Source organism: Pseudomonas sp. TWP3-2 (assembly GCF_049897765.1).
GTDB lineage: Bacteria > Pseudomonadota > Gammaproteobacteria > Pseudomonadales > Pseudomonadaceae > Aquipseudomonas.
In genome coordinates this window covers 239,232-264,748 of the sequence record NZ_JAFCWW010000006.1, presented here as the reverse complement: position 1 = coordinate 264,748, position 25,517 = coordinate 239,232, and the positions used below count along the sequence as shown (strand labels likewise).

At 57.7% G+C, this 25,517-nt stretch carries 29 protein-coding genes; 22 read left to right on the top strand and 7 right to left on the bottom strand.

The genetic code is table 11. The features are described from left to right. Positions 1-249: 249 nt before the first annotated feature. From ACP7EE_RS12220 to ACP7EE_RS12180, 9 genes are all read left to right on the top strand, one after another. The gene (locus ACP7EE_RS12220) at positions 250-711 is read left to right on the top strand and encodes a hypothetical protein (RefSeq protein ID WP_426234703.1); all 462 of its coding nucleotides are present in this window, start codon (positions 250-252) and stop codon (positions 709-711) included. Between the two features lie 100 nt (positions 712-811). After that, on the top strand, positions 812-2,674 hold the full coding sequence (locus ACP7EE_RS12215) for an ABC transporter ATP-binding protein (protein WP_426234702.1): 1,863 nt from the start codon (positions 812-814) through the stop codon (positions 2,672-2,674). 184 nt (positions 2,675-2,858) lie between these two features. Continuing rightward, positions 2,859-5,033 (top strand): TonB-dependent siderophore receptor, encoded by a 2,175-nt coding sequence (locus tag ACP7EE_RS12210; protein ID WP_426234701.1) that lies wholly within the window; start codon positions 2,859-2,861, stop codon positions 5,031-5,033. A 78-nt stretch (positions 5,034-5,111) separates the two neighbouring features. Continuing rightward, positions 5,112-5,312 (top strand): hypothetical protein, encoded by a 201-nt coding sequence (locus ACP7EE_RS12205; protein WP_426201108.1) that lies wholly within the window; start codon positions 5,112-5,114, stop codon positions 5,310-5,312. Positions 5,313-5,431: 119 nt separating this feature from the next. Beyond that, a complete protein-coding gene (tspO, locus tag ACP7EE_RS12200; RefSeq protein ID WP_426201109.1) occupies positions 5,432-5,872 on the top strand; it encodes a tryptophan-rich sensory protein TspO in 441 nt (146 codons plus the stop codon). A 115-nt stretch (positions 5,873-5,987) separates the two neighbouring features. Further along, positions 5,988-6,335 carry a metalloregulator ArsR/SmtB family transcription factor gene (locus ACP7EE_RS12195; RefSeq protein WP_426201111.1) on the top strand — a complete coding sequence of 116 codons (348 nt, stop codon included), beginning with the start codon at positions 5,988-5,990 and terminating at the stop codon, positions 6,333-6,335. 35 nt (positions 6,336-6,370) lie between these two features. Further along, complete coding sequence (locus tag ACP7EE_RS12190; RefSeq protein WP_426234700.1) at positions 6,371-6,841, top strand: arsenate reductase ArsC; 471 nt, start codon at positions 6,371-6,373, stop codon at positions 6,839-6,841. Between the two features lie 12 nt (positions 6,842-6,853). Continuing rightward, positions 6,854-7,552, top strand: coding sequence for an arsenical resistance protein ArsH (arsH, locus tag ACP7EE_RS12185; protein ID WP_426234699.1), 699 nt, complete (start codon positions 6,854-6,856; stop codon positions 7,550-7,552). 92 nt (positions 7,553-7,644) lie between these two features. Continuing rightward, positions 7,645-7,914 carry a hypothetical protein gene (locus ACP7EE_RS12180; protein WP_426234746.1) on the top strand — a complete coding sequence of 90 codons (270 nt, stop codon included), beginning with the start codon at positions 7,645-7,647 and terminating at the stop codon, positions 7,912-7,914. A 28-nt stretch (positions 7,915-7,942) separates the two neighbouring features. On the opposite strand, the gene ACP7EE_RS12175 is transcribed toward ACP7EE_RS12180, so the two are convergent. Continuing rightward, positions 7,943-8,836, bottom strand: a complete 894-nt coding sequence (locus ACP7EE_RS12175) for a transcriptional regulator GcvA (RefSeq protein WP_426234698.1) — start codon at positions 8,834-8,836, stop codon at positions 7,943-7,945. A gap of 109 nt (positions 8,837-8,945) precedes the next feature. On the opposite strand from ACP7EE_RS12175, the gene gstA reads away from it, so the two are divergent. The 7 genes from gstA to phnE all read left to right on the top strand — a co-directional run bounded on the left by gstA (position 8,946) and on the right by phnE (position 14,297). Then, positions 8,946-9,557 carry a glutathione transferase GstA gene (gene gstA / locus ACP7EE_RS12170; protein WP_426201121.1) on the top strand — a complete coding sequence of 204 codons (612 nt, stop codon included), beginning with the start codon at positions 8,946-8,948 and terminating at the stop codon, positions 9,555-9,557. A 123-nt stretch (positions 9,558-9,680) separates the two neighbouring features. Then, positions 9,681-10,277 (top strand): paraquat-inducible protein A, encoded by a 597-nt coding sequence (locus ACP7EE_RS12165; RefSeq protein WP_426234697.1) that lies wholly within the window; start codon positions 9,681-9,683, stop codon positions 10,275-10,277. Further along, positions 10,274-10,915, top strand: a complete 642-nt coding sequence (locus ACP7EE_RS12160) for a paraquat-inducible protein A (RefSeq protein ID WP_426234696.1) — start codon at positions 10,274-10,276, stop codon at positions 10,913-10,915. The genes ACP7EE_RS12165 and ACP7EE_RS12160 overlap by 4 nt, the downstream gene beginning before the upstream one ends. A gap of 130 nt (positions 10,916-11,045) precedes the next feature. Then, a complete protein-coding gene (locus tag ACP7EE_RS12155; protein WP_426234695.1) occupies positions 11,046-11,918 on the top strand; it encodes a putative selenate ABC transporter substrate-binding protein in 873 nt (290 codons plus the stop codon). Next, the gene (locus ACP7EE_RS12150) at positions 11,915-12,712 is read left to right on the top strand and encodes a phosphonate ABC transporter ATP-binding protein (protein WP_426234694.1); all 798 of its coding nucleotides are present in this window, start codon (positions 11,915-11,917) and stop codon (positions 12,710-12,712) included. The genes ACP7EE_RS12155 and ACP7EE_RS12150 overlap by 4 nt, the downstream gene beginning before the upstream one ends. Then, positions 12,706-13,533: a PhnE/PtxC family ABC transporter permease gene (locus tag ACP7EE_RS12145; RefSeq protein WP_426234693.1), complete on the top strand. Its 828-nt coding sequence runs from the start codon at positions 12,706-12,708 to the stop codon at positions 13,531-13,533. The genes ACP7EE_RS12150 and ACP7EE_RS12145 overlap by 7 nt, the downstream gene beginning before the upstream one ends. Next, positions 13,530-14,297, top strand: a complete 768-nt coding sequence (gene phnE, locus ACP7EE_RS12140; protein WP_426234692.1) for a phosphonate ABC transporter, permease protein PhnE — start codon at positions 13,530-13,532, stop codon at positions 14,295-14,297. The genes ACP7EE_RS12145 and phnE overlap by 4 nt, the downstream gene beginning before the upstream one ends. A 51-nt stretch (positions 14,298-14,348) precedes the next feature. Here phnE and ACP7EE_RS12135 read toward each other — a convergent pair whose 3' ends face one another. From ACP7EE_RS12135 to ACP7EE_RS12115, 5 genes are all read right to left on the bottom strand, one after another. After that, entirely contained in the window at positions 14,349-15,149 is an 801-nt protein-coding gene (locus tag ACP7EE_RS12135) for a 2OG-Fe(II) oxygenase (protein WP_426234691.1), read from the bottom strand. Between the two features lie 409 nt (positions 15,150-15,558). Beyond that, positions 15,559-16,842, bottom strand: a complete 1,284-nt coding sequence (locus ACP7EE_RS12130; protein ID WP_426234690.1) for a hypothetical protein — start codon at positions 16,840-16,842, stop codon at positions 15,559-15,561. A 225-nt stretch (positions 16,843-17,067) separates the two neighbouring features. Beyond that, a complete protein-coding gene (locus ACP7EE_RS12125) occupies positions 17,068-17,427 on the bottom strand; it encodes a hypothetical protein (RefSeq protein ID WP_426234689.1) in 360 nt (119 codons plus the stop codon). A 250-nt stretch (positions 17,428-17,677) separates the two neighbouring features. Then, complete coding sequence (locus tag ACP7EE_RS12120) at positions 17,678-18,040, bottom strand: DUF6124 family protein (RefSeq protein ID WP_426234688.1); 363 nt, start codon at positions 18,038-18,040, stop codon at positions 17,678-17,680. A 466-nt stretch (positions 18,041-18,506) separates the two neighbouring features. Next, the gene (locus ACP7EE_RS12115; RefSeq protein WP_426234687.1) at positions 18,507-18,962 is read right to left on the bottom strand and encodes an anti-virulence regulator CigR family protein; all 456 of its coding nucleotides are present in this window, start codon (positions 18,960-18,962) and stop codon (positions 18,507-18,509) included. A 173-nt stretch (positions 18,963-19,135) separates the two neighbouring features. On the opposite strand from ACP7EE_RS12115, the gene ACP7EE_RS12110 reads away from it, so the two are divergent. From ACP7EE_RS12110 to ACP7EE_RS12100, 3 genes are all read left to right on the top strand, one after another. Continuing rightward, a complete protein-coding gene (locus tag ACP7EE_RS12110; RefSeq protein ID WP_426234686.1) occupies positions 19,136-19,492 on the top strand; it encodes a DUF7079 family protein in 357 nt (118 codons plus the stop codon). A 146-nt stretch (positions 19,493-19,638) separates the two neighbouring features. Then, a complete protein-coding gene (locus ACP7EE_RS12105; protein WP_426201155.1) occupies positions 19,639-20,541 on the top strand; it encodes a bestrophin family protein in 903 nt (300 codons plus the stop codon). A 423-nt stretch (positions 20,542-20,964) separates the two neighbouring features. Further along, positions 20,965-21,690 (top strand): NYN domain-containing protein, encoded by a 726-nt coding sequence (locus ACP7EE_RS12100; RefSeq protein ID WP_426234685.1) that lies wholly within the window; start codon positions 20,965-20,967, stop codon positions 21,688-21,690. A gap of 16 nt (positions 21,691-21,706) precedes the next feature. Here ACP7EE_RS12100 and ACP7EE_RS12095 read toward each other — a convergent pair whose 3' ends face one another. Continuing rightward, positions 21,707-22,324 carry a LysE family translocator gene (locus tag ACP7EE_RS12095; protein ID WP_426234684.1) on the bottom strand — a complete coding sequence of 206 codons (618 nt, stop codon included), beginning with the start codon at positions 22,322-22,324 and terminating at the stop codon, positions 21,707-21,709. A 239-nt stretch (positions 22,325-22,563) separates the two neighbouring features. On the opposite strand from ACP7EE_RS12095, the gene ACP7EE_RS12090 reads away from it, so the two are divergent. The 3 genes from ACP7EE_RS12090 to ACP7EE_RS12080 are packed head-to-tail and all read left to right on the top strand — an operon-like array spanning position 22,564 to position 25,512. Further along, the gene (locus ACP7EE_RS12090) at positions 22,564-22,998 is read left to right on the top strand and encodes a hypothetical protein (protein ID WP_426234683.1); all 435 of its coding nucleotides are present in this window, start codon (positions 22,564-22,566) and stop codon (positions 22,996-22,998) included. Beyond that, positions 22,995-24,449 carry an RAD55 family ATPase gene (locus ACP7EE_RS12085; RefSeq protein ID WP_426234682.1) on the top strand — a complete coding sequence of 485 codons (1,455 nt, stop codon included), beginning with the start codon at positions 22,995-22,997 and terminating at the stop codon, positions 24,447-24,449. Before ACP7EE_RS12090 ends, ACP7EE_RS12085 begins: the two co-directional genes overlap by 4 nt. Positions 24,450-24,489: 40 nt before the next feature. Further along, complete coding sequence (locus ACP7EE_RS12080; protein ID WP_426234681.1) at positions 24,490-25,512, top strand: sensor histidine kinase; 1,023 nt, start codon at positions 24,490-24,492, stop codon at positions 25,510-25,512. Positions 25,513-25,517: the final 5 nt, after the last annotated feature.

Genomic DNA, 25,517 nt, shown 5'->3' with positions numbered 1-25,517 from the left:
ATTTTAAAGGCTTTGAATAGCGGTCTTGAAAACCGTCGACTGTAACAGGTCCATGAGTTCGAATCCCATCGCCTCCGCCATATTTGTACCGACAAAGCCCTGATTATTCAGGGCTTTGTCGTTTCTGGCGTCCTGAGATTTTCTACACGGCTGTCACTGCATCGGTCTGCAGGACAACATGCCGATACCGGGCAACAGCACGAAAGCACGGAAGCAACACTCACTCCATGGAAGGCAGGAATCTGAACAATGTTGGAACACATCTGGCGCAGCATCCTTTCACCCGGATACTTCCCCAACGTGCTGGAGTGGATGATCAGTATCCTCCTCAACCCGTTCATGGTGATTCTGTGCCTGATGGTCGGAGCGCTGACCGGTAAATGGTGGAGAGCCATCCCATACGGCAGCCTCACCTGTTATGTGGTGTTTCTGAGCCGGTCGTCATTCTATCGGTGGGGAAGCATTTTTCCCGAAGCCGGCCTGCCTGCGCTTTTCATTGATGGCGCACTCCTGGCCCTCCTCGGCTTCTATTTGAAAGGCCTGCTCAGAAACCGCTCGCAAGCAAAACCCGAGGGCCATTGGTTGCGCTGGCTTTACCAAAGCCTGAAGGTCGTCATGCTCACAGTCATGGTGATGTTCTGGGTACTCGTCGTGCTGGTTGTCGTGACCCTCACCGTCTCGGTTGCGACCCAACCATCATTGGTGCACTGACCTACCTGCGCGCATGACAGCGTCATACCCTTGATGCCCAAGCCCCCAAGACATCCTTTAAATGGCAGAATCCCTCAACCTGCCCTTTTCGGAGACCACAATGCTTCGCGTGTTTGAACGAAGACTCGACCCATTCCCCCCCGACGAAACGCCGCCACCGCCCGACGGCCTGATGCGTTTTCTGTGGGCCTGCACACGCGGTGCGCGCGGTTATGTGCTGCTGCTGGCGCTGTTGAGTGCCAGTGTGTCGATCTACGAAGCCTGGCTGTTTTCCTTCCTCGGGCAAGTGGTGGATCTGCTCTCGACCTGGAAGGCCGGCGGCGATATCAACGGGCAGGAAGAACGTCGCGTGCTGTGGGGTATCGGCATTGTGTTGCTGACCAGCATCGGGCTGGTGGCGCTGCGCACCATGGTTCAGCACCAGATTCTTGCGATCAATTTGCCGCTGCGGCTGCGCTGGGATTTCCATCGGCTGATGCTGCGGCAAAGCCTTTCGTTTTTCTCGGATGAGTTCTCCGGCCGGGTCACGACCAAGGTGATGCAGACCGCACTGTCGGTGCGCGAAGTGCTCTTCACCCTGATCGAAATCGCCCCGGGCATCGGCGTTTACTTCATTGCGATCATCGCGCTGGCCGGCGCCTTTGACCTGAAACTGATGCTGCCGTTTCTTGGCTGGATCGTCTTGTTCGGGCTGGCCATGCTGTACTTCGTGCCTCGCCTGGGCAAAGTCGGCCAAGAACAGGCGCATGCGCGATCGTCGATGACCGGACGGATTTCCGACGCCTACACCAACATCACCACCGTCAAATTGTTCTCGCACTCCAAACGTGAGGCGCACTTTGCGCGCGCGGCGATGGAGGATTTCAAACAGACCGGCTTCAAGCAAATGCGTCTGGTCAGTCAGTTCGAGATCGTCAATCAGGCGCTGGTGGTCGGGTTGATCCTTGGCGCCGGCGGCTATGCGTTGTGGCTGTGGCATCAGGGCGAAGTCGGCACCGGAGCGGTGGCGGCGATTACTGCCATGGCGCTGCGCATCAACGGCATGTCGCACTGGATCATGTGGCAGATGACGTCACTGTTCGAAAACATCGGCACCGTACAGGATGGCATGGCCACCCTGACCCGCGGCCCGAAGGTGCAGGATGCGCCGAACGCCGGCGTGCTGGTGCCCGCGGGCGGCGCGGTGATTTTCGACAATGTCAGCTTCAATTACAACGGTGAACGCCAGGTACTCGACGGCCTCAACCTGAACATTCGTGCGGGCGAAAAAATCGGTCTGGTCGGCCGTTCCGGTGCCGGTAAATCCACGCTGATCAATTTGCTGCTGCGTTTCTATGACGTAAACAGCGGTGAAATTCGCATCGACGGACAGAATATCGCGCAAGTGACTCAAGACAGCCTGCGCAGCACTATCGGCATGGTCACTCAGGACACGTCGCTGCTGCACCGCTCCATTCGCGACAACATTGCCTACGGTCGCCCGGATGCCACCGACGCCCAGGTGCGTGCTGCTGCGGCGAATGCGCAGGCCGCCGGTTTCATCGAGCAACTGAGCGACCAAAATGGCCATACCGGCTATGACACGCTTGTTGGCGAGCGCGGCATCAAGCTGTCCGGTGGTCAGCGCCAGCGCATCGCCATCGCGCGAGTGATGCTCAAGAACGCGCCGATCCTGTTGCTCGACGAGGCCACCAGCGCGCTGGATTCCGAGGTCGAAGTGGCCATTCAGGAAAGCCTCGATGAAATGATGCAGGGCAAGACCGTCATCGCCATCGCCCATCGGCTGTCGACCATCGCGGCCATGGATCGGCTGATTGTGATGGATGAGGGAAGCATCATCGAACAAGGCACTCACGCGGAACTGCTGGCCCGCAACGGCACCTACGCTCGGCTCTGGCAACATCAAAGCGGTGGTTTTCTGGGTGAGGAGCAAGGCGTGGCGGAGACGCTGGATCAGGCGTAGGCGCTCCACCGACGTAAATGCCCTCAGAGCTTTCGCTTGAGTTCATCAGGCGAAAGCGCCGGTTCCCGCTTCCAATTCACATTTTTTTCACGAATGCCTTTGTCACTGTAAAAAACCCTGACACAATTAATCGTAATGATTCGCAATAGCTCCATTACTCTTAGTTAGAAGTCAGGAAGTAATCATGTCGCGCCCCGCCTCGCATTGCCGTTTCAATCCGTCACGCAATCTCCTGTCCATGGCCGTCTGCATGGCGATCATCACTCCGGCACTGGCCGAAGAAGGCAATCCGGTCCAGGACAGCGCCCCGCCAGCCGTCCTCGAACTCGGCGCGACCGCAATCACCTCGAATGTATTGGGCAGCACCACCGAAGGCTCCAACTCCTACACCACCGGCACCATGGCCACCGCGACCAAGTTGCCGCTGACCTTGCGTGAAACGCCGCAAGCCGTGACGGTCATCACCCGCCAGCGCATGGACGATCAGGCGATGACCAGCATCAACGACGTGGTCAAATACACGCCGGGGCTGTTCCTGAATTTCTCCAGCGGTCCCGGTCGCCAGTCGTACACCGCGCGCGGTTTCGACATCGACAACATCATGTACGACGGCATTCCCAGCGGCTACAACGGGGTAACCGTGGGCGCCCAGCCGAATCTGGCGATGTTTGATCGGGTAGAAGTTGTGCGCGGCGCCACCGGCCTGGTGACTGGCGCGGGCAACCCTTCGGCGGCGATCAACATGGTGCGCAAACGGCCACTGGCCGAGCAGAAAGTCACCCTGACGGGCGCGGCCGGAACCTGGGACAACTATCGCGGCGAAATCGACGCTTCCAGCCCGCTCAACGACAGCGGCACCCTGCGCGGTCGAGTAGTCACGTCTTATCAGGACACAAACAGCTTCATCGATGACGTCGAGGAACAACACGATCTGTTCTACGCCATCACTGAAGCCGACCTGAGCGAAGACACCACGCTGACCCTGGGTTTCTCGCACCAGAAAGACAAGACCAACTACTTCTGGGGTTCATCGATGATCGGCCAGGATGGCCATCACCTCGACCTGCCGCGGTCGTACAACCCGGGCACCAAGTGGGAAAACAAGGATCAGGAGATCAACACGCTGTTCGCCGAGGTCCGCCAGCAACTGGCCAACGACTGGAAGCTGCAGGTCAACGCCAACTACTCCGAACAGAACGCGCTGTTCTCCGGTTCCTATCAGTCGCGCTGGGTCAATAACACGCTGGCGCGCACTGTTTACCAGTCGGCCCACGATGAAAACCAGGCGGGTCTGGACGCGTTCTTCAGCGGTCCGTTCGAAGCATTCGGGCGTAGCCATGAACTGGTGGTCGGCGCAAGCAAGCGCATCTACGACATGACCACCCACAACTACGACCCGTACGACACCAACTGGCCGATCAACGCCGGCAAGCCGAACTTCACCCACACCGACAACACGCGCGAAGTTACCACTCAGGATGGCGTGTATATGACCACCCGCCTGAGCCTCGCTGATCCACTGAAGCTGATCCTCGGCGGGCGTCTGGACTGGTATGACTACGACAACCGTGATAGCGATGGCGACTACAAGGTCACACGCAACGTCACGCGCTACGCCGGTCTGATCTACGAGCTGGACGAGCATCACTCGCTCTACACCAGCTACAGCGACATCTTTACTCCACAGAGCAACAAGGATACGTCGGGCGCACCGGTCAAACCGATTGCCGGCAAAAACTACGAAGTCGGCATCAAGGGCGAGTATTTTGACGGCGCGCTGAATGCCAGTTTCGCCGTGTTCCGCGTCGATCAGGAAAACCGCGCGGTACAGGTGTTCGTACCGAACTGCCCGCAGTCTGCCTGCTATGAAGGCTCCGGCGAGATCCGCAGCCAGGGTATCGACTTCGAGCTGCAAGGCGCGCTCACCGACAATTGGCAGGTCGGCGCTGGCTACACCTACGCCCGCACGCACACCATCAAGGACCAGGAAAATCCGCAGAAGATCAACAAACAGTTCGACACCGATACCCCGGAGCACCTGTTCAAACTGACCACCACCTACCACCTTCAGGGCCCACTGGAAAAACTGCGCGTGGGCGGCAACATCTTGTGGCAGAGCCGCATGTACAACGACATCGAACTGGCTGATGGCAGCAGCTACCGCCTCAAACAAGGCGCCTACGCGGTTACCGATCTGATGGCCGGCTACCGCGTCAACCAGCACCTGGATCTGCAACTGAACGCCAACAACATTTTCGACCGCAGCTACTACTCGTCGATTGCCACCACGGCGGATTACGGCGGCGACAGTTATGGCTCCCCGCGCAACATGATGCTGACTGCCAAGTACAGCTTCTAAACAGCTTCAGCGCAGGGACGCGCTCGCACCAGGCAGTTCGCGTTGTAAGCTTGCGGCATCAGCCCGAGAGTTACCGAAATGCCGAAGAAGCCACCGCAAAGCCAGACCCCCACCGCCGCCGAAATAGAGCGCTCGATCCAGGCGCTGAACAAAATGGCCGAGCGCTTGTGGGGGGATGGCCGCGAAGCCGAAGCCAAAGCCCTTCTCGACGCGCTGGATGCTTTGAACCGCGCACTTGACCGCATCAGAATCGGCGAGAGCCGCAGAGTCCTGCACTGATAGCCGAGAACAAGTCTCGCCTCGATCCAAACTTTTCCGCTAGCGAAACGGTCTGTGTCTTTAAGACTGCCGACATGGCTTTTCAAAAGCGGACAGCTGATTTCAGCTAAGGACTGGTGATGACTTTCTTTATTTTCCTTCTGGCCTGCGCTGCTGCGGCAACCACCGGCGTGATGTTCAAACCGGGCGACTGGTATGAAGCGCTGGCCAAACCGAGCTTCACGCCACCCAATTGGTTGTTCCCGGTCGCGTGGACGACAATCTACCTGCTGCTCGCCTGGGCCGGTTACCGGTTGAGCTTGATCCCCGGCAGCCAGACAGTTCTGGCGTTATGGGCCGCACAGATTGCGCTGAATACGCTGTGGACACCGGTGTTCTTCGGCGCCCACAAGATTTTCGCGGCGATGGTGATTTTGGCCGTGCTTTGGCTGGTGGTCGCGGCGATGGTGGTGTTGGCGTTGCAACTGGACGTGATCACCGGTTTGATCCTGTTTCCTTATCTTGCCTGGCTGTGTGTCGCGGCTGCGTTGAATTTTTCGATCCTGATCAAAAACCGCTGAAGACAGGTTTCGGGCGGGGGGCTCCAGCGCCCCGCCCCCCATTCGCAAATTCAAGCTTGCTCAGAACATATGGATATCCGTATATTCGGCCATCCACATGTAATGAGCCGCCTACGTGATCACCCCTCCCGAACTCTTCAAAAGCCTGGCTGACGAGACCCGCGTGCGTGCCACGTTGCTGATCGCCAGTCAGGGTGAACTGTGCGTGTGCGAGCTAATGTGTGCCCTCGACGACAGTCAGCCAAAGATCAGCCGTCACCTCGCGCAACTGCGCAGCAGCGGTCTGCTGCTGGATCGGCGTCAGGGCCAATGGGTTTATTACCGCCTCAACCCGGCGCTGCCAGAGTGGGTGCAGCAGATATTGCAGCTGACTGCGCAAGCCAATTCCGAATGGCTGCACAGCAACGCTGCGCGCCTGCAAAACATGGATAGCCGTCCTGTCCGCGACGCAGCCTGCTGCTGAATTCCAAACCTGCGCCCGACGCGCAAGGAGTATTTATGCGAGTCCTGTTCATGTGCACGGCCAACAGTTGCCGCAGCATCCTCTCAGAAGCGATGTTCAATCACCTGGCACCCCACGGTTTCGCAGCCGTGAGCGCCGGGAGTTTCCCCAAGGGCCAGGTCCTGCCGCGCAGCCTCACCACGTTGCAGCAGGCCGGTATCTCCATCGACGGCTTGCACAGCAAGGGCAATGACGCTTTCGCGGACAACCCGCCGGATGTGGTGATCACTGTCTGCGACAAGGCTGCGGGCGAAACCTGCCCGGTGTATTTCGGCCCGGCGCTGAAAGCCCATTGGGGGCTGGAAGATCCGTCCGACGTGATCGGTGACGAAGCGCAAATCGACGCGGCTTTCCGCGCCACATTGGCGCGCATCGAGCAGCGCTGCACGGCCTTCCTCGGGCTTCCCTTCGATACGCTAAGCCGCGAGCAACTCTCGCTAGAGCTGGCCCGAATCGGCACACTTTAAGGAACACTTTTCATGTCAGAGCACCTGCCCAATCTCGATCTGAGCCTGTTCGAAGAGCCACGAACGCCGAATCCTGGCGAGCACAAACCGCGCATGCTGTTGCTGTACGGATCGACCCGCGAGCGCTCGTTCAGCCGCCTGCTGGTAGAAGAAGCCGCGCGCCTGCTGGAACACTTCGGCGCTGAAGTGCGTATCTTCAATCCGTCCGGTCTGCCGCTACCGGATGACGCCCCGAATACGCATCCGAAAGTGCAGGAACTGCGCGAGCTGGTGCTGTGGTCGGAAGGTCAGGTGTGGTGTTCGCCGGAACGCCATGGCGCGATGTCCGGCGTGTTCAAGGCGCAGATCGACTGGATACCGCTGGAACTCGGCGCCGTTCGCCCGACCCAGGGCAAGACGCTGGCGGTGATGCAGGTGTGTGGCGGCTCGCAGTCGTTCAACGTGGTCAATCAGTTGCGGGTGCTCGGCCGCTGGATGCGCATGTTCACCATCCCTAATCAGTCCTCGGTGCCCAAGGCTTTCATGGAGTTCGACGACGCAGGCCGGATGAAGCCTTCAGCCTATTACGACCGGGTGGTCGACGTGATGGAAGAACTGGTGAAGTTCACGTTACTGCTGCGCGATCGTCAGGATTTTTTGGTAGATCGCTACTCGGAACGTAAGGAAAGCGCCGAGCAACTGAGCGCGCGGGTCAATCAGCGCTCGATCTGAAGACGAGCAACTTGCCGCTCGTCCTGTGCGCTGCACCTTTGGCGTCGACAATCTTCCAACGCAGTACACCCCCTCGCACGGAAGATTTGATGATGAACAAAACAATCGCCGTTCTCACGCTCGCCGGGCTGCTGTCGTCCTGTTCGCTGTCGGTGCTGGCGGCCGACAAATCCTCTGCGGGATCCGCCGCGCCACCGAGCGGGATTCCCGGGGTCGATCAGGCTCAAGGCTCGGAATCCAAATACGACAAGGCCGATAAAAAAGGCGAAGAAGCCTCCGGTAACAACTCTGGCGCTGAATCGCACGAAACGGCAAAAGACGCCGCCACCTCAAGCGATTCCAAAGACGCAAAAAAACCTTGATTCATGTAGGCCTGTCTATCCGACAGGCCTAAATGTTCACGCGGCTGAGTAACCAGTTTCTGAAAGCCGTGATTTTCCGGGAGTCAGCCGTGGCATGTGGCGCGACCAGGTAAAACCCCGAGTCTGACTTCAAGCGCAGATCAAACGGCACCACCAGCCGGCCCGCACGCAAGTCGTCTTCCACATAGGTGGAACGACCAATGCACACGCCCTGCCCGTCCACCGCCGCTTGCACCGCCATCAGCGCCAGATCGAACGTCAGACGCGCGTCCTTCGCCGCGAGATGCGGCTGGTCGGCAGCGCTTAGCCAATTGCTCCAGTCATTGCCGGTCACACCGTTGACTTGCAGCAGCGTGTGATTAGCCAGATCGGCCGGGGTTCGCAGCGCATTCGGCCCGGCGAGCAAGCGCGGGCTGCACACCGGGAAAATCTCGTCGGACATCAACCAGTCGGCGCGCAGCCCCGGCCAATTGCCGTCGCCGTAACGAATCGCCGCGTCGATGCCACCCTTGCGAAAATCTGCCAGCTCGGTGAACGCGCTGATGCGCACATCAATCTCCGGATGCGCCTCGCGAAATGACGGCAACCGCGGCAACAGCCACTTCGACCCCACCGACACCAGCGTGCTGATGGTCAACACACTGGTGTTGCTCGATTCCAACAACTGCTCGGTGGCATGGCGCAATTCATGGAACGCGGCGCGCACACCGGGCAGATAAACCTGGCCCTCATCGGTCAGCGCCAGCCCGTCCTTCAAACGCATGAACAGGCGCACGCCGAGCTCATCTTCCAGTCGCCGAATCTGGTGGCTGATCGCAGTTTGCGTGACGTTCAGCTCTTCGCCGGCCTTGGTAAAGCTCATGTGTCGGGCGGCGCATTCGAACGCGCGTAATCCATTGAGTGAGGGTAGTCGGGTGAGCATATACAGGCTTCGATCCATGAGATTTTGTCATACGCTAGCACCCGAGATGTCCTTTGCGAAGCGTCGCAGCGTTGGTGGATGCTGCTCGACAACTTACAAAGGAAATCCCATGAAACTGTACTTCGCGCCCATGACCTGCTCGCTGTCGCCGCACATTGTTTTGCGTGAACTTGGCTTGCCGTTTGAACTGATAAGGGTCAACAACCAGACCAAACGCACTGCCGACGGCCGCGATTTTCGCCAGATCAATCCGAAGGGCTACGTGGCGGCGCTGGAATTGGAGAATGGCCAAGTGCTGACCGAAGGCCCTGCGATTTTGCAGTTCCTTGCCGACCTTATGCCCAGCCGAGCTTTGGCGCCGGCCGCTGGTACCTGGGCGCGCTCGCGGTTGCAGGAGCATTTGAATTTCATCAGCTCGGAAATTCATGGCGGCTGCGCGCCGTTATTCAGCGCTGATCTGCCGGAATCATCCAGGAAGATGTTTCAGCAAAAACTGTTCAAACGCCTGGATTATCTCAATCGAATTCTCAGCACTCAGGCGTACCTGATGGAAAGCTTCAGCGTGGCCGACGCTTATCTGTTCACCGTCCTCACTTGGCTGCCGGCCTTCAATATCGAGATCAACGACTGGCCAGCGCTGGCGCTGTACATGAAGAGAATCGGCGCCCGACCGAGCGTACTGGCCGCCATCGCCGCAGAAGCTGCAACACAGCCGGTTTGAATCATCCGGCTGCGGCTTGCCGATAAAGCGGCCATCCGGCAGACCAAAGGCACGCGCGGGTTGCCGAATGCCGCAGCGCTTCTATATTGAAGGCAGCCTTTGCCCTTCATCCTCGAGCGCCCCATGGCCACGACTGATCAATTGATCATCTGCGAGCACTGCGACTGCGTGTACGAAAAAGTCCCGCTCGCCAAACATCAGAAGACTATATGCGTGCGTTGCGGCGGCGTGCTGCAGCGCTACAACGGTCTGACGGTGCAACAACGGCTGGCGTTGACCTTCACCGCGAGCATGTTGTGGCTGTTCGCCAATTTCTACCCGGTGATGAGCATCAGCCTGCAAGGCATCAAGAACAGCGCGACGTTGTGGGATTCGGTGCTGGCGCTGAGTCAGGGGCCGATCACCTTTATCGCGATGGTCGCGGCGATTTCCATCATTATCGCCCCGGCCTTTCAACTGGTGCTGCTGACCTGGGTGCTGGGCTTCGCCCTCGCCTCACAGCGCTCGCCGGGATTCAAGACCTGCATGCGCTGGCTGGAGACGCTGCGCCCGTGGAGCATGCTCGAAGTGTGCCTGCTCGGGGCGATGGTCGCAGTGTTCAAACTGGCCGGGATGCTCGACGTATTGCCAGGCATCGGCTTGTTCGCGCTGGCGGCGCTCAGTCTGTTGCTGATCCGCATTGCCGGGCGCGATGTGCGCGACCTGTGGGAGATTCTATGAGCCGGCCACCAACCGCCCCCGAACTCAATCTGTGCCTGTGCCACAGCTGCGGACTCGCCTGCGACATGACCGGTGAACCGCAGCAGTGCCCGCGCTGCGACGCTGATTTGCATCGTTACAAAACCAATTCACTGGCCAGAACCTGGGCTTACATGTTCACGGCGCTGGCGTTTTATGTGCCGGCCAATCTGCTGCCGGTGATGAACACCGTAATGCTCGGGAATGGCGCCGACAGCACGATCATGAGCGGCGTCATTGAGTTCTGGCAGCACGGCGCGTGGGACATCGCGCTGATCATTTTCATCGCCAGCATCGCCGTGCCGGGCATCAAATTCGTGGCGCTGACGCTGCTGCTGATCACCGTGCAGCGCAACAGCAACTGGGCACGGCGCGAGCGCTCGAAAATGTTCCGCTTCGTTGAACTGATCGGCTATTGGTCGATGCTTGATGTGATCGTAGTAGCACTGGTGGCGGCGCTGGTGAAGTTCCAGGCGCTGGGTGACATCGAGCCGCGCGTGGGCATTCTGTTTTTTGGTCTGGTGGTGGTGTTCACCATGCTCGCGGCGATGAGTTTTGATCCGCGATTGATCTGGCAGGATGCGCCGGATGAGGTCGGCGAGCCGCAACCGTCAACCTGAAGCCACGCAATAAACCGTGACAAAGCCACCTCGGTGAAACCACCTCAAGACGTATACTCTCGCCCGCTTCGTCTAACCTGACTTTGCCACCGCTGTGATTTGCAATCGCGGCGCATCCATCTCGACGCTTATGAAACGGAGAATATTCATGCTCAAGCGCACCCTGGCACTGACCGCAGGCCTGGCCCTGTCCTTATCCGCCGTGCTGGCGCAAGCCGCCGACGTTTTGAAAGTCAGCGCCATTCCCGACGAAGCACCGACCGAACTGCTGCGCAAATTCGAGCCGTTGGGCGCCAATCTGGAGCAGAAGCTGGGCATGAAAGTTGAGTTTGTGCCGGTCGCCGACTATCCGGCAGTGGTCGAAGCCTTGGCCACCAACCGTCTCGACATGGCCTGGCTCGGCGGTTTCACCTTCGTTCAGGCGCAGCTGAAAAGTGATCCGAAAGTCATTCCACTGGTGCAGCGTGAGCAGGATGCGCAGTTCACCAGCAAATTCATCAGCGCCGACCCGAACGTCAAAAGCCTGGCCGATCTGAAGGGCAAAACCTTCGCGTTCGGCTCGGTCTCGTCGACCTCTGGCAGCCTGATGCCGCGCTATTTCATGCTCAAGGACGGCATCAAGCCAGAATCGTATTTCAGCCACGTCGGCTACTCCGGCGCGCACGACGCCACCGTCGCCTGGGTGCAGGCCGGCAAAGTCGATGCCGGTGTGCTCAACGCCAGCGTCTGGCAGAAACTGGTGGATGCCGGCAAGGTCGACACCAACAAGGTCAAAGTTTTCGCCACCACCCCGACCTACTTCGATTACAACTGGACCGTGCGCGGCACCCTCGACCCGGCGCTGGCGGCGAAGATCAAACAAGCCTTCCTTGACCTCGACCCGGCCAATCCTGAGCAGAAGAAGATCCTCGATCTGCAAGCCGCCAGCCGTTTCATCGAAACCAGCCCGGACAACTACAAAGGCATCGAGGAAGCCGCCCGCGCTGCCGACCTGTTGAAATGACGTTACGCCTCAAGCAAGGTTTTTTGCGCCACGCCAACGGGGTCGAAGCCTTGCGTGGTGTGGATTTGCAGATTGGTGCGGGCGAGCAAGTGGCGATCATCGGCCCGTCCGGTGCGGGTAAATCGAGTCTTCTCAACTTGCTGGCCACCGCTGTGCGCCCCAGCAGCGGCGAAATCGAAGTGCTGGGCCAACACGCCTGGCGCCTGTCTGCCCGTCAACGGCAACGCCTGCGCGCACGTATCGGTCTGGTGCATCAGGCACCGCCGCTGCCGCCACGGCAACGGGTAGTAACGGCGGTGCTGGCCGGCAAACTCGGGCAATGGAGCCTCGGTAAAAGTCTGCTCAATCTGCTGCATCCGCTGGATGTGCCCGGCGCCCGCGCGGCGCTGGCGCGGCTGGATCTGAGCGACAAACTCTTCGCTCAATGCCAGCAACTGTCCGGCGGGCAATTGCAGCGCGTCGGCATTGCGAGAGTGCTGTATCAGGCGCCGGAGATATTGCTGGCAGATGAGCCGGTTTCGGCGATGGACCCGGTGCTGGCCGGCCACACGCTGTCGATCCTGTCGCGACATGCGCGGGAACATAACGTCACGCTGGTGGCCAGCCTGCATGCGGTGGAACTGGCGCTGGCGCACTTCCCGCGCATCATTGGCTTGCGCGATGGGCAGATTCTGTTTGATAGCCCCTCTGCTGAAGTCAGCCGCGAAATGCTTGATGCGCTGTACGCCAACGAACAACTGCAATCGCCGGTGACCGCCGCCGCGTCTTTGACTGTGCAGATTCCTCGATGCTGAGTGCTGACTCACGCGATCCCGCTGCTTGGCCACGCTTGCTGCTGACGTTGTTGGCGATTGCGTTGCTGTGGCCGGGGATTCAGCTCAGTGAACTGGATTTGGGCGTGCTGTTTAACGCCGACAGCCAAAATGAAATGGGCCGCTTTGTCTCGGCATTCTGGCCGCCGGCGCATGATCGGGATTTTCTGCAATTACTGCTGAAAGCCACCCTGCAAACCCTGGCCATCGCCACGGCCGGCATGGCTTTGGCGCTGCTGCTGGCGGTGCCGGCCAGCCTGCTCGCCAGCCGCGCGCTGTCGCTGTCTGCGGCTTCGCGTAGCGGGCGACCTAGCCATCTCGGCCGACTGCTGCGCTGGCCGGTGCGCGGCTTGCTGATCTTCCTGCGCAGCGTGCCGGAAATCGTCTGGGCGCTGCTGTTCGTGCGCGCCGTCGGCCTCGGCCCGGCGGCGGGCGTGCTGGCCATCGCCATCACCTACAGCGGCATGCTCGGCAAGGTCTACGCCGAAATCTATGAATCCACCGACCAACGCCCGGCCCACGCCTTGTTGCAGGCCGGCAGCGGACGGCTGGCGAGTTTCGCCTACGGCGTTCTGCCCAATGTCGCGGCGGAATTGCTCTCGTACACGGTGTATCGCTGGGAATGCGCGATTCGCGCGTCAGTCGTAATGGGCTTCGTCGGCGCCGGAGGCTTGGGACAACAGATCGACCTATCGATCCGCATGTTCGCCGGCGGTGAAGTCGCAAGCATGTTGCTGACCTTCCTGCTGCTGGTACTCGGCGCCGACCAACTCAGCCGCCTGCTGCGCTGGAGGCTGGCATGAAGCGCCTGATCAACCTGCTGCTGATCGCCGGCATCCTCGGCGCAGTCATCGCCTCGTTCGCCTACCTCGGCCTCGACCTCGAAGAGCTCGCCAGCGCCGACAGCCTGCAACACATGGGCAGCTACGTGCAGCGCTTCCTCAGCCCCGACCTCAGCGCCGGTTACCTGAAAGCAGTACTCCACGGCTCAATGGAAACCCTGGCCATGTCCGCCCTCGGCACCCTGCTCGCCGCCATTCTCGGACTCTTTCTCGCCCTCCCCGCCGCCGGCCGCTTCGGCTGGCCCCTGCAAAGCGCCGCGCGCCTGCTGCTCAACGCCCTGCGCGCCATCCCCGAACTGGTTTGGGCCGCCCTCATGGTCCTCGCCGCCGGCCTAGGCCCCAACGCCGGCACCCTCGCCCTCGCCCTGCACACCACCGGCGTACTTGGCCGCCTATTCGCCGAAGCGCTGGAAAACACACCGCCGGAACCTGCGGAAGCGATTCGTTTGCAAGGCGGCAATCCGGTTCTGGCGTTTTGCTACGGCACGCTGCCGAACCTTGCGCCGCAGTTGCTGGCTTATTGTTTGTACCGCTGGGAGAACAATATCCGGATGGCCAGCGTGCTTGGGTTTGTTGGGGCTGGGGGGCTGGGACAGATGTTGTATGTGAGCTTGAGTCTGTTTCAGGGGGCGCAGGCGAGTACGGTGATTTTGGCTATGTTGGTGTTGGTTTTGGGGGTGGATATGTTGAGTGCGTGGAGTCGGGGGCGGTGGGTTAAGGCGTAGATTTTCGCATCCTCAAGCCTGCATATCGTGATCAGTGAGCAAGTAGCCCCCTCACCGCTTCTTAAGCAACTTGTTCACGTAATACTTCAAACTCCAGCGATCCTTCGGTCGCGGCTTATAGTGAGTTTTATTGCGCTGCGACGGATCTGCCGCTTGCGTACTCGCTGTGTAGTAATAAAGCGCAATGGATCGCCGAGTAATGCCCTCAGGCGTAGTCAACGGCTCCGGATGTCCGTGATTGCTGTCCTTGTCCGTGTTGAAGATCACGCAGCGGTTATAAATGGGCAAAACCTTCTTCAGGCATTTCTTCATCCCTATATCCCAAAGCTCCAGGTTCCCGCCGTACTCCTCCTGCCAATCCTCCGTCAGATAAATGATCACATTCAGCCGCCGCTCAACGTTGAGCTTTTTGTTGAGGCGAAAGTCGGAATGTACGCCGAGGAAACCACCACTTCTCGTTTCGTGCAGGCCACCACCGGTGAAATAGGGATCGGAAATCAGCCCGTGAATGCCGGTCAGCTTTTCAAGGAATTGCAGCATCGGCGCGGAGTTGAAGGCGTTGAACAAGCTCTTCAAGTAGGGGCTGCATTCGTTCGGGCTGATCTGGCGTTTGAGTTGGCCTTTGTAGCCGCGCTCGTAAAGCATTTCGTTGTTGGTCGGTTCAACCGGGAAGTTTTCGCGGATGCTAGCGATGACGTCTGTCTGCAGGAAGTTGTCGATGACGATGTGCGGGAATGGGGTCGCTTGGCTATATTCACTGGTCAGCGACTCGCCGAAAACGCTGGCGGCGTTTTGGTCGAAGTCGAGTTGCGGGTTCAGGGTGATGGGGAGTGTTTGCGTGTTGGCTGACATTGACGCTCCAATGGTCTTTAAAACTTTCAGGGTTCGTCAAACAGGGCCTGGGACTCGGCACAGTGCCGCTGTTGGCTCGCGGAGTAGAGGTACGAGCAGGTTGCCACGTCAGCAATGGCCTGCCGAGTGTCCTTTTCCAAAACGTGGGGCGACGCTGTTACGACATGTTTCTGGCTGTCACAAACACCTCATGTGTCTAGTCCTGAAATAGGTTTACACCTGTCTCAGCCCTTTCTTTGAGTGTGGATATGTTGAGTGCGTGGAGTCGGGGGTGGTGGGTTAAGGTTTAGAGTTGGGATGGTTCGGGAGTTCGCCAATGGCGAATCCTCATCAAATAGACTCCCCGCAACCGACACCACACCAACTCAGGTCGCGATCACTCTGCACAGCGTAAGCTGATGCACGATTGTTAGGTCGGATCATGCGCTCCGACGATTGAAAGTGAAGAAGACTGAGCTTTCAGGCATAACCGCTTCCCCTCCAGCAATGCGACGTAATCGATCAGGAACGTGCGAAAGTCCTCCTTGAAGATGCCATTGTGGGCTTCTATCAACTCGTTATCACTGTAGGCAACCACAACCGGATTGTACGGTTTGCTCCGACCTGACAATGCGGTCAGGTTCGCACCAGCAAACGGAACACCGGGGTTGGTCAGGTCAAAATTCAACGCTTGCTGGCAATAATCTTTGGAAAACTTATAGGAAGCTTTATTGGGCTGTAGAGTCAGCAAATGGGTACGTTGTGGTTCGTACTCACCCAGAGCCGTAATCCACTCCGCTTTTTTCTCATCGCTTGAAAATGCCGGCCTGAACAAGGCACTGACACGCCGTCCGAGCGGGAAAAACCATTGCCGCGCCCAATCTCTTTCCCCTGAAAACACCAGAAGTACAGGTGTCTGTGCCGGGCTGTAGGAATATCTGGACTGCAACGCTCGCAGGCGATCAAACTGTGCAGCTTCAAACGCGGGGTTGATCAGCACGGTGACGTCGCCCACGCTGGCCACTGGCATCTGAGCCGGTTGCGCCTCATGCAGAAGGAAATTATCTTCTAGCGATGCCGCGACGGATCTGTAGAGCACCTGCCCACCAAAACTATGGCCGATGCTGACTAATCCCATGAAATGCTTCTGATCACTTTGGTTACGTTTTTTGTATATCTCGTTGAGGCGGAAGATAAACTCGCGCGCCGCGCCATCCCCTACACGCTCCGCGGCAGCCTTGCGCCCCCAGAATGTTGAATAATCCAGAAATCCAGGAAGCGACTCACCTCGCCAGGAAAGATAGACACCTACGACCTTCACATCACCTCCAATGTTTAAGTTCGTTCTGGCGTCTTGGTAAATCTCATCCTTGAGCTTTTCATCTACCGCCTTTACGGTAATGTGAAAATCGCTGCGATTAGTGTCATCTTCGGCAGCGTTATGATGCCAGCCATGGACAAATAGCAGCACAACCACATTGGACTTTGCCGCGCTGTCATCGATCGCATTGAGAACACCTTCCGCCTTTTTGCGATCCCAGAAATTGCCAAAATCATCCAATTCCACATCTACATTAGATAGGCCGTGCATAGGCTGCAAAGGCGCTTGCTGATACGGTCGATGTCCGTAATTGCAACTGGTCAAAACAACGACGGCCATGACCACCAAGCCTGCCAGTCCTACCCTTCTTCGCTTGCCTGCGGAATTGGCCATCTAATTCACTCCGTTGATTTCAAGCCGGAACCATTCGAATTGAGTGTAGGTGGCGGCGCATCAAAATGCGCGGAGAATGCACCGTGCAGCAAATTAATATTTTCTGGCCATCACTGTTCTTTCATAGACAAGCAATGGAGTGTTTAAGGCGTAACATTTTTAACAGAAAAGGGGACAGATTTATTTTCTGAGAAACAAATCTGTCCCCTTTTTTCTTTAGCCGCTTTAGATACCCCCGAAACCGAAAATCCAGAAAAGTAAAGCTCTGCCTCTATGCCCCTCATACTCCGATTCACTATCAAGCTGTTTTCGACAATAAAACAAACTGATAATGGCTGGGATAAACAACAAGGTGAACAACCATTGAAACACATCTGTTGATTTCAAGGTGATCGCCACAAGTAAATTAATGAAAGTCATGCCAATAATGAATAAGTTGTATCTAATATGTCGACGCTTAATTGAAGCAAAGCTTTCCCAATCATAAATCAGCCAGTCGTGGGAAAAATCGTCGCATTTAGGACACCTAAGGCTTGCCGAAAGCTTGTCTGCGATATAACCGCAGCTAGGGCATCGAACTTTCATGGCGCTATCCTGACACTCTCTCATTAGTTGACATGCCATGTCATGGTAAGCGCGAGATCTATCAAGGGATAACGCGATAGGGATGATGGCAAGCCCGACTACGATAAAGAGGGTAGCAGGACACAATCTATTTGCCCGTAGTCTGTCCACCGACTGCTTCTGGCCGATAGCTGCCTGTCACCAAGCAACTCCGGCCAAGCGATGGTCACGTTATGTGATCTCACAGCCCCCTAGACGAGGTGGCAAATGCTCACACCTTCACCTCAACATTATCCAGCGCCTGATTCACCGCTAACTCCCCCAACATCACCACCTGCGCAATCCCCAGCGCAGTCTTCCGGTGGGCAGGATCCAGCACGGCAGCAAAGTTGTGGAGCATTTCCCCGGCCGAACCGAGAGATTCGCTGGCGTTAGCCAGTAGCGATTCGGTGTCATAGGCCGTATTGGCGATGAACATGGGGTCGTGCTTGTGGTGGTTGCCCATGATGCGTTGTTTGGGTGTCAGGTAATGGTCGAGGGCGCGTTCGGCGGCTTCGTTCAGGGTTTTTGAGTCGGGGAATTGATACGGGGAAACCGGGTCGGTTTCTGGAGGATTTGGCGTAGGTTTTATCATGGTGTAACTCCCAACGGATAAGCGATTAGGAGCCATCACCCTCGCTACCAAACGAAGGGTGGTGGCCATACGCAGGTTGGTAGACCGGCCGTCAGGAACCCCGGCGCGTCCGAAGACGCCCCGCGCATGACCACCATAGAACGGAGACGATGAGAGTCGCCGCAAGACAGTAGTCTTGTGCTGCTGACGGACACGGGCTACCAAACCCGATCACTGTTTCTCAGTGACCGACCCACAATAGAACCCGCGCCGTAGACGCACAAGCCGGCGGATTCTGGCGTAGTCGTAGGCAATGGCGCAAGCCGGTGTAGCCTTTAGGGAGTAACGTTTAGTGTCCTTAAACGCCATCGAAAAACCTGATTAAACAAGGCTGGAAGTGAGTCAGGCGTCAGATCACGTCAAGGTCGCGCAACCACACGAATGCTGACCGCGCAGTGCAGAAAAATAAATCTGTCACCATTTCCCACTAATCAAATGCGCCGTTGAGAACTTCATAAATGATCCCGGTCGCCAGCGCGACGAGTATCAAGTCGGTACCGGCCTGCTGCCATTCGTATCCGTCGTAATGAGGCAGTCTGCCGACCAGCCGGCCATCGAGTTTTTTCGCGATCCCGGGTGGAAGCGGTTTACCCCTCGCAAGATTCTTTTGAATGCCGGGTGGCAACGCTGGGCCTTGGCTCCAGTAGTCTCGATAACCACCGACAATTCCGAGCACGCTACCGCGGTCAATACTCGGCCCATGACTCCGGTCTGCGTCGGCATTTTTGCTCTTGTTTGTATGCGATTTCGAATTGCCATGGGCTTGGCCGTTTTGCGCTTTTCCCTGCCCCTTCCCATTACCAGGATCCGCCAGTGTCGTCACCGAACCGCAGGCAAGCGCGAGACAAGTAATCGCGGCAAATAACGAGCGAACGTTGGGCATGGTTCGTTCCTTCAGAAGACCAAGGGGTGTCTTTTAACCATAGACGCATTTGACGATCAGGGCGTCGTTACGCTTGACCTGCAACGACAGCCTTTCAGAAACTGGAAAGAAGGTGGCAGCGCGTGCCAAGCAACCGCCGATTCATTGGATGAAGAGCTGAAGGAGTTTTCGCATTGGGACATTTACTGAGTGAGCCGCAGTTGACCGACGTCAGAGCCGCACTCTCCTGGCCGTTCAACGATTTCGCCATCGAGTATGACTACATAGCGAATAGCGTAAGAGGCGTCGATCCTGACGTACTTTACGAAATCCTTTACTCAGAGGTCGCACCAGTGTGCTTCACCAACCTCGTGGCGCCCGTGCCCCCGGTGTGGACGGGCTTCGATCCCCACCTACTCAGGGCTTCGATAGAGGAAAGGCTGGCTGCAAGAGAACGTAACTGGTTTCGCAGGCAGTTTGATAAAGCGTTGGTTCGCTGGCTGAAATACAACTACAGCGACATCTGGAAGGAAATTGCTTCCAGGCTATGAGCGCCTGAACGCGCCGCGTTTAACAGCCATCCGCTGTATCTTCGTCGGCTGCTTCTGCAACGACTCGAGCCGCCAGCGAACCTTTCACCCAAAAACACCGTCCGAGCTTAGGCATTAATGTTTACCGCTCGCCACGAGGTTTCCGTTTGAAAGCTGCCATCATCAAAAAATACCGTCTGATCATCAAGACCATGGGTTATGTGGGTTGGGCTTTGTTCTGGTTGTTGCTTTGGGACATCGCCGTAACCGTGGACTTCATGCTGTTCCTCAACGCCAAGATCAACCTGCCGTTGATGCCGCTGACATTGCTCGGTTCGGCGTTGGTGGTGCTGATCAGTTTTCGCAACAGCAGCGCGTATAACCGTTGGTGGGAAGCGCGGACGTTGTGGGGGTCGATGATCAACAATTCGCGCAGCTTCGCCCGGCAGGTGCTGACGTTGCTGGATGACGCTGGCGCGGAGGTCAATCCGGTCAAGTCGACCTTGCTGCGCCGCCACGTGGCGTATGTGAATTGCCTCGCGGCGCATCTGCAGGGCCATCCGTGCCCGGATGAAATCCGTGCGTTTATTCCCGCGGATGAATTTGCGCGCAGTGGCACCACCAATAACTTTGCCAACGACATTCTCACCGGCTCAGCGGCGTTGCTGGCGCGGGAGTACAAGGCCGGACGGCTGGACAGCATTCGTCTGGCCCGGCTGGAGTCGACTTTGGTGGATTTGTCCAACAGCCAGGGCGGCATGGAGCGGATTGCCAATACGCCGCTGCCCTACCCTTACGTGTATTTTCCGCGGCTGTTTATCTCGCTGTTCTGCCTGATCGTGCCGGTGGGCCTGGTTGAGTCGCTGGGCTGGTACACACCACTGGCCTCGACCGTGGTCGGTTTTATGCTGCTGGCCATCGAACGCATCGGCACCGACCTGCAAAGCCCGTTTCGCCACAGCGAACACCAGATTCAGATGGAAGCCCTGTGCGAAACCATCGAGAAAAACCTGCAATCGATGCAGCGTGATTCTTTGGGGCACGGGCGCAGGCTGGAAGAGCCTGCGTGAAGGCTCAGATAATAAATCCGTCCCCTTTTAGATAGTCCCCTTTTAGATACTCTCCTTTTTAGGTTCTGGTATGGATGAGTGGCGGGCCTGTGGAGTGGAGACAGAGTGTTTAGCGCTTACCGTTTAATAACCCACCATTCTTTCCTCAAGGCTACGACAGCCTGCGCATTTGCCTACAAACATGGCAGAAAGCGCTGGCTTGTAGGCTCGTTCTCAAGGCTTTATCGTTTCCCCATCGCAGCACATCGGCGAATACGCAAGCCAGGCGAAATGAAATGCCAGCCGTTTGCACGAAACGACAAAGCCGTGATTGACGTTATCGTCAGCACTCTTTAGTCTCCACTCATCCCGCCCAAGGCAGTAAGCCGTCCTAACCATCCAGGACGTGCCAAACCCTTGGGCGTTTTTGTTTTCAGGAAAAGCATGCCCACAGCAGTTTTGGTTGACGGCGCGTACTTCATCAAACGATTTCGCAGAATCGAACCTCAAAATGCGTTCAATGCCGAGCGGGCTGCCGATTTGGTTCACCGTTGGGCGACAGCTCATCTGTCCTCCAGAAGCATTCCCCGTCCTAACGGCCTCCCCCTTGGGCCACATCAGCATCCGAGAAGAGAGCTTTACCGAATTTTCTTCTACGACTGCCCTCCGCTGGACACCAAGCAACACAACCCCATCACTAAGAAGCTTGTGGATTTTTCGAAATCCAGAGAGGCCGTTTTCCGCAGGGAGTTGCACGTTCGATTGCGCAGCAAACGAAAATTGGCGTTGCGGCTGGGACATCTGTCGAAAGACGTGAAATGGACGATCAAGCCCGCGAAAATCGCAGAATTGCTAAAAGGAAAAATTCAGATCGCAGATCTGACAGACACTGACGTCAGCATTGATACACGCCAAAAAGGCGTGGATATGAGAATCGGTGTCGACGTTGCCTCTCTTTCATTCAAACAGCAGGTCGATCAGATTGTCCTCATCGCAGGCGACGCAGACTTTGTGCCAGCGGCAAAGATGGCGCGGCGCGAAGGTGTGGATTTCATACTCGACCCGATGTGGCAGAGCATTCCTGACGGTCTCATGGAGCATATCGATGGACTGCGTTCAACGTGTCCAAAGCCCCCACTCAGATCGCCACCAAACTCCGATCAGGTTTAAGCGCCCGCTTGTGTACCTACCGAACCAACTGCCGAACCCCCAACGACAAAATCAACCCACCACACACCCGGTCAATCGCGGTTTTTCTGCTCCGATAAGCAGACGCAATCTTCGGTTGCGACAGCGCAATCGCCACCAATCCATACCAAGTCAGCGAAACCACAACCACCACCGCCAACATCGACAAAAATGTGCCGGTCGAGACATGCGCGGGGGCGGCCGCCGAGAACACTGCGGCGTAGAACGCCATGGATTTTGGGTTGCCGATGTTGGTCACGATGCCCTGAATTAACGACTGACGGCAGCTTCCGTCGACACTCGGCCGCTCAGAGATCGACACGCCCTGCCCCGACTTGATCAGCAGGCGTAATCCGAACCACATGAGATAGGCCGCGCCGAGCACCTTGACGATCAGTGCCGCCCAGGGAAACGCGGCAAACACGATGCCAACGCCTGCAATGGCACTTGCGCCCCAGAACAGATTGACTAGCACGATACCGGCGACCAGCGCCAACGCCTCCGAACGGCTGGCAGCCACGGCTTTGTGCACGACAGCGACGAAGTTCGGCCCCGGAATCACCACGCCGGCCAGGTAAACCAGGAAAACCGTAACAACAGCGGGTCCATCGATCATGTGCATTCCTTGTAATGACTACGGCTGAGGCGTGCAGCTTAGGCAATTATCGGACGTGCCGTCGAGCGCCTGGCTGACGCGGAAAAAAGCTTGCCCGCAAGCCATGCGCCCGCCAAATCCCGATATATCAAACTAATCCGCAACAACCACTGTCCATCTGTTGTGCACCTCTGGAAAACACCGCTGCATCCACCCCACCCGTGTAGACTCGACGTACACACATCGGAAATCTTTCAGCCATGCCTACGGAAAGCGAAGAGGGCCGCCGGATCGTTGCGTCCCTGGCGCTCCGGGTTGATCACATCGCAGACATCGACCAAGTCGCCGGTGCGATCATTACGTTGCTCCACGACACAAGCGCTGCGCTCGTTCCGGTCATTGGCCCCATAGGGGTCGCTGCACTCTTTCGCCGTAGTCTTAACCTCTGCACCTCTGCGCAGCCACGGCTGGCCGACATTGCTCGGCGCCTCGCAGACCCTCTGGATCTGGAGGATCTCAGATCCATCCTCGTCCAGCAAAATCGAACCGACGTCATTTTCCTTGGCGAAGAATGGTTGAAAGCGCTGTATGCGCTGTTGGCCACGCTGATCGGTAATTCGCTCTGCGCACGTCTGCTTCTGGATGTGTGGGACATCAATTCGAGCGCCCCACCCGCGCAGGAAATCTCGCCATGAGCAGCAAAGTAACAATCAACCGTTTAGCTACGGGCGTACCTGGGCTGGACGAGGTGCTGGGCGGAGGTTTGCCGGAGTTTTCCTTCAATCTGATCGCCGGCCCGCCCGGCTGCGGCAAGACCACGCTGGCGCATCAAATGATGTTCGCCCTGGCCACCCCGGAGCGTCCTGCGCTGTTTTTCACCGTGCTGGGCGAGCCGCCACTGAAAATGCTGCGCTATCAGCAGCAGTTCGACTTTTTTGACAGCGAAACCATCAACAAATCGGTGCGCTACATCAACCTGGCTGACGACACACTCGCCGGTGATCTGGACGAAGTGTTGCGCCGCATCGTCATCGAAGTCGAAAAATACTCGCCGGGCCTGGTGTTTGTGGATTCGTTCCGCTCGGTGGTGCTGGCGAGCCAGACACAGGTCAATCCGAACAACAATCTGCCTCAGTTCGTGCAACAACTGGGTATGTTGATGACCACCTGGCAGGCCACCACATTCCTGATCGGCGAATACTTCACCGAAACCGACACAAACCCGATTTTCACCGTGGCCGATGGCTTGATCTGGCTGCGTCAGAGCGTCCAGCGCAACTCGATGGTGCGCAAGATGGAAATCATGAAGATGCGCGGCCAGCCGACTCTGCCGGGGCTGCACACCTTCCGGATTGCCGATTGCGGGATCAAGGTTTTTCCACCCGCAGGCGCAGACGGGGCAGTAATGGCCGATTCAGCGGCCGGCAAGCAGTCTGGACGTCTGAGTATCGGCGTACCGGGCATTGACGAAATGCTCGGCGGCGGCCTGCCCCGCGGTTATTCATTGCTGGTTGCCGGACCTTCGGGATCAGGCAAAAGCATCCTCGCCTCGACGTTCCTCGCCGAAGGCGCGCGCAACGGTGAAACCGGGGTCATCGCAGTCTTCGAGCAGCGGCCCAATCACCTGCGCAGCGCTCAACTCACGACATTGATCGAGAGCGGCAAAGTCGGACTGGTCGAAAGCCACGCGCCCGATCTGTCGATCGATGAGATTGTGCAAATGCTGCTGGACGAGATCCGCCGTCTGGGCGCCACCCGCGTGGTCATCGACTCCCTCTCGGGCTTCGAACTGGCGGTGGCACCGACCTTTCGCGACGACTTCCGCGAATCGTTGTCGCGACTGGTCATCGCCTTGACCGGATATGGTGTTACGGTGTTGATGACCTCCGAACTCGAAGATCGGTATACCGATCTGCGGTTCAGCCCTTACGGTACGGCGTTCCTCACCGATGCGATCATCGTGCAGCGCTATATCGAGGTCGACAGCCGCTTGTTGCGCATCATGGGTGTGGTCAAGGTTCGTGCCAGTGCGCATTCGGATGAATTGCGTCTGTATCAGATCGACGACAACGGGTTGCAGGTTGGCGAAATGCTGCACGGTCGTGAAGGGTTGTTGGGCGGACGCCCGACTAAAAGCACGTCCTGATGCTCTACGTCTGGGAGACGAATATGACTGAGTACTTCACATGATTGAAACCGGTGGCAAGAACGAACGCGAGCTGGCCAATGCCGCCCGCGAGCTCTTGTTGTTGGGCAAAAAAATCGTCAATGCCCGGGCGCTGCTGGTAACGCTGGAAAAAGAACTGGTCGACGTCAACAGTGAACTGCGCGACAGCCCGCAAATCGAGCATCTGATCGAGGCCAATCAACAATTGGTCCTGGCGCTGCTCGGGGCGTTGTCGGATGCGGATGCGCCGGCCAATGCCGAGCTGTCCGAGTCTTATCTGGAAACCCTTGAAGCCAACGAGCAACTGGTTCTCGCCGCCCTCAGCGCCCAAGACCTGCAATCGCGGGCCGAGCAGGCGTTGGCGCAGCAAAAAAGCGTTCTGGCGAAAGTCGCCCACGAGCTACGCAATCCACTGACTCCCATCAGCATGATTGCCGAACGCATGGTCAAGATGCCGAGCGTTGAGTTGCCACGCATGCGGGCGCTGATCGAAGGCCAGATTCAGCATATGTCGCGCATGGTCGAAGACCTGCTGGATGTGTCGCGCGCCAGCAGCGGCAAGCTGCGCCTGAATCGTTGCGACGTTGATATGGTGCAAGTCATCAACAGTGCAATCGAGACATGCAGTCCGATGATGAGCGCTAAAAACCTGCAGTTGACCACTCATTTCCCTGATGAAACGCTGATGGTCAACGGTGATGCGGTGCGTCTCGCGCAGATCCTGCACAATCTGCTGACCAACTCGACCAAGTACACGCCGAATGACGGGACGGTCGAGCTGTCTGTTGCATCCGAATCCGACTTGGTGGTGATCCGTATTGCCGATAATGGTATTGGCATCGCCGCGCATGCCCTGCCCTTCATTTTCGATCCCTATGTACAGGACGTAAGCGCCATCAGTTTCAACGGGTCGGGCCTGGGGATTGGTCTGACGGTGGTGCGCGAACTGGTCGAAGCCCACGGCGGCACGGTGATTGGTCGCAGTGAAGGCGAAGGCAAAGGCAGCGAATTCACTGTGACGTTGCCTTTGGTGCGTCCTTGAAAGCC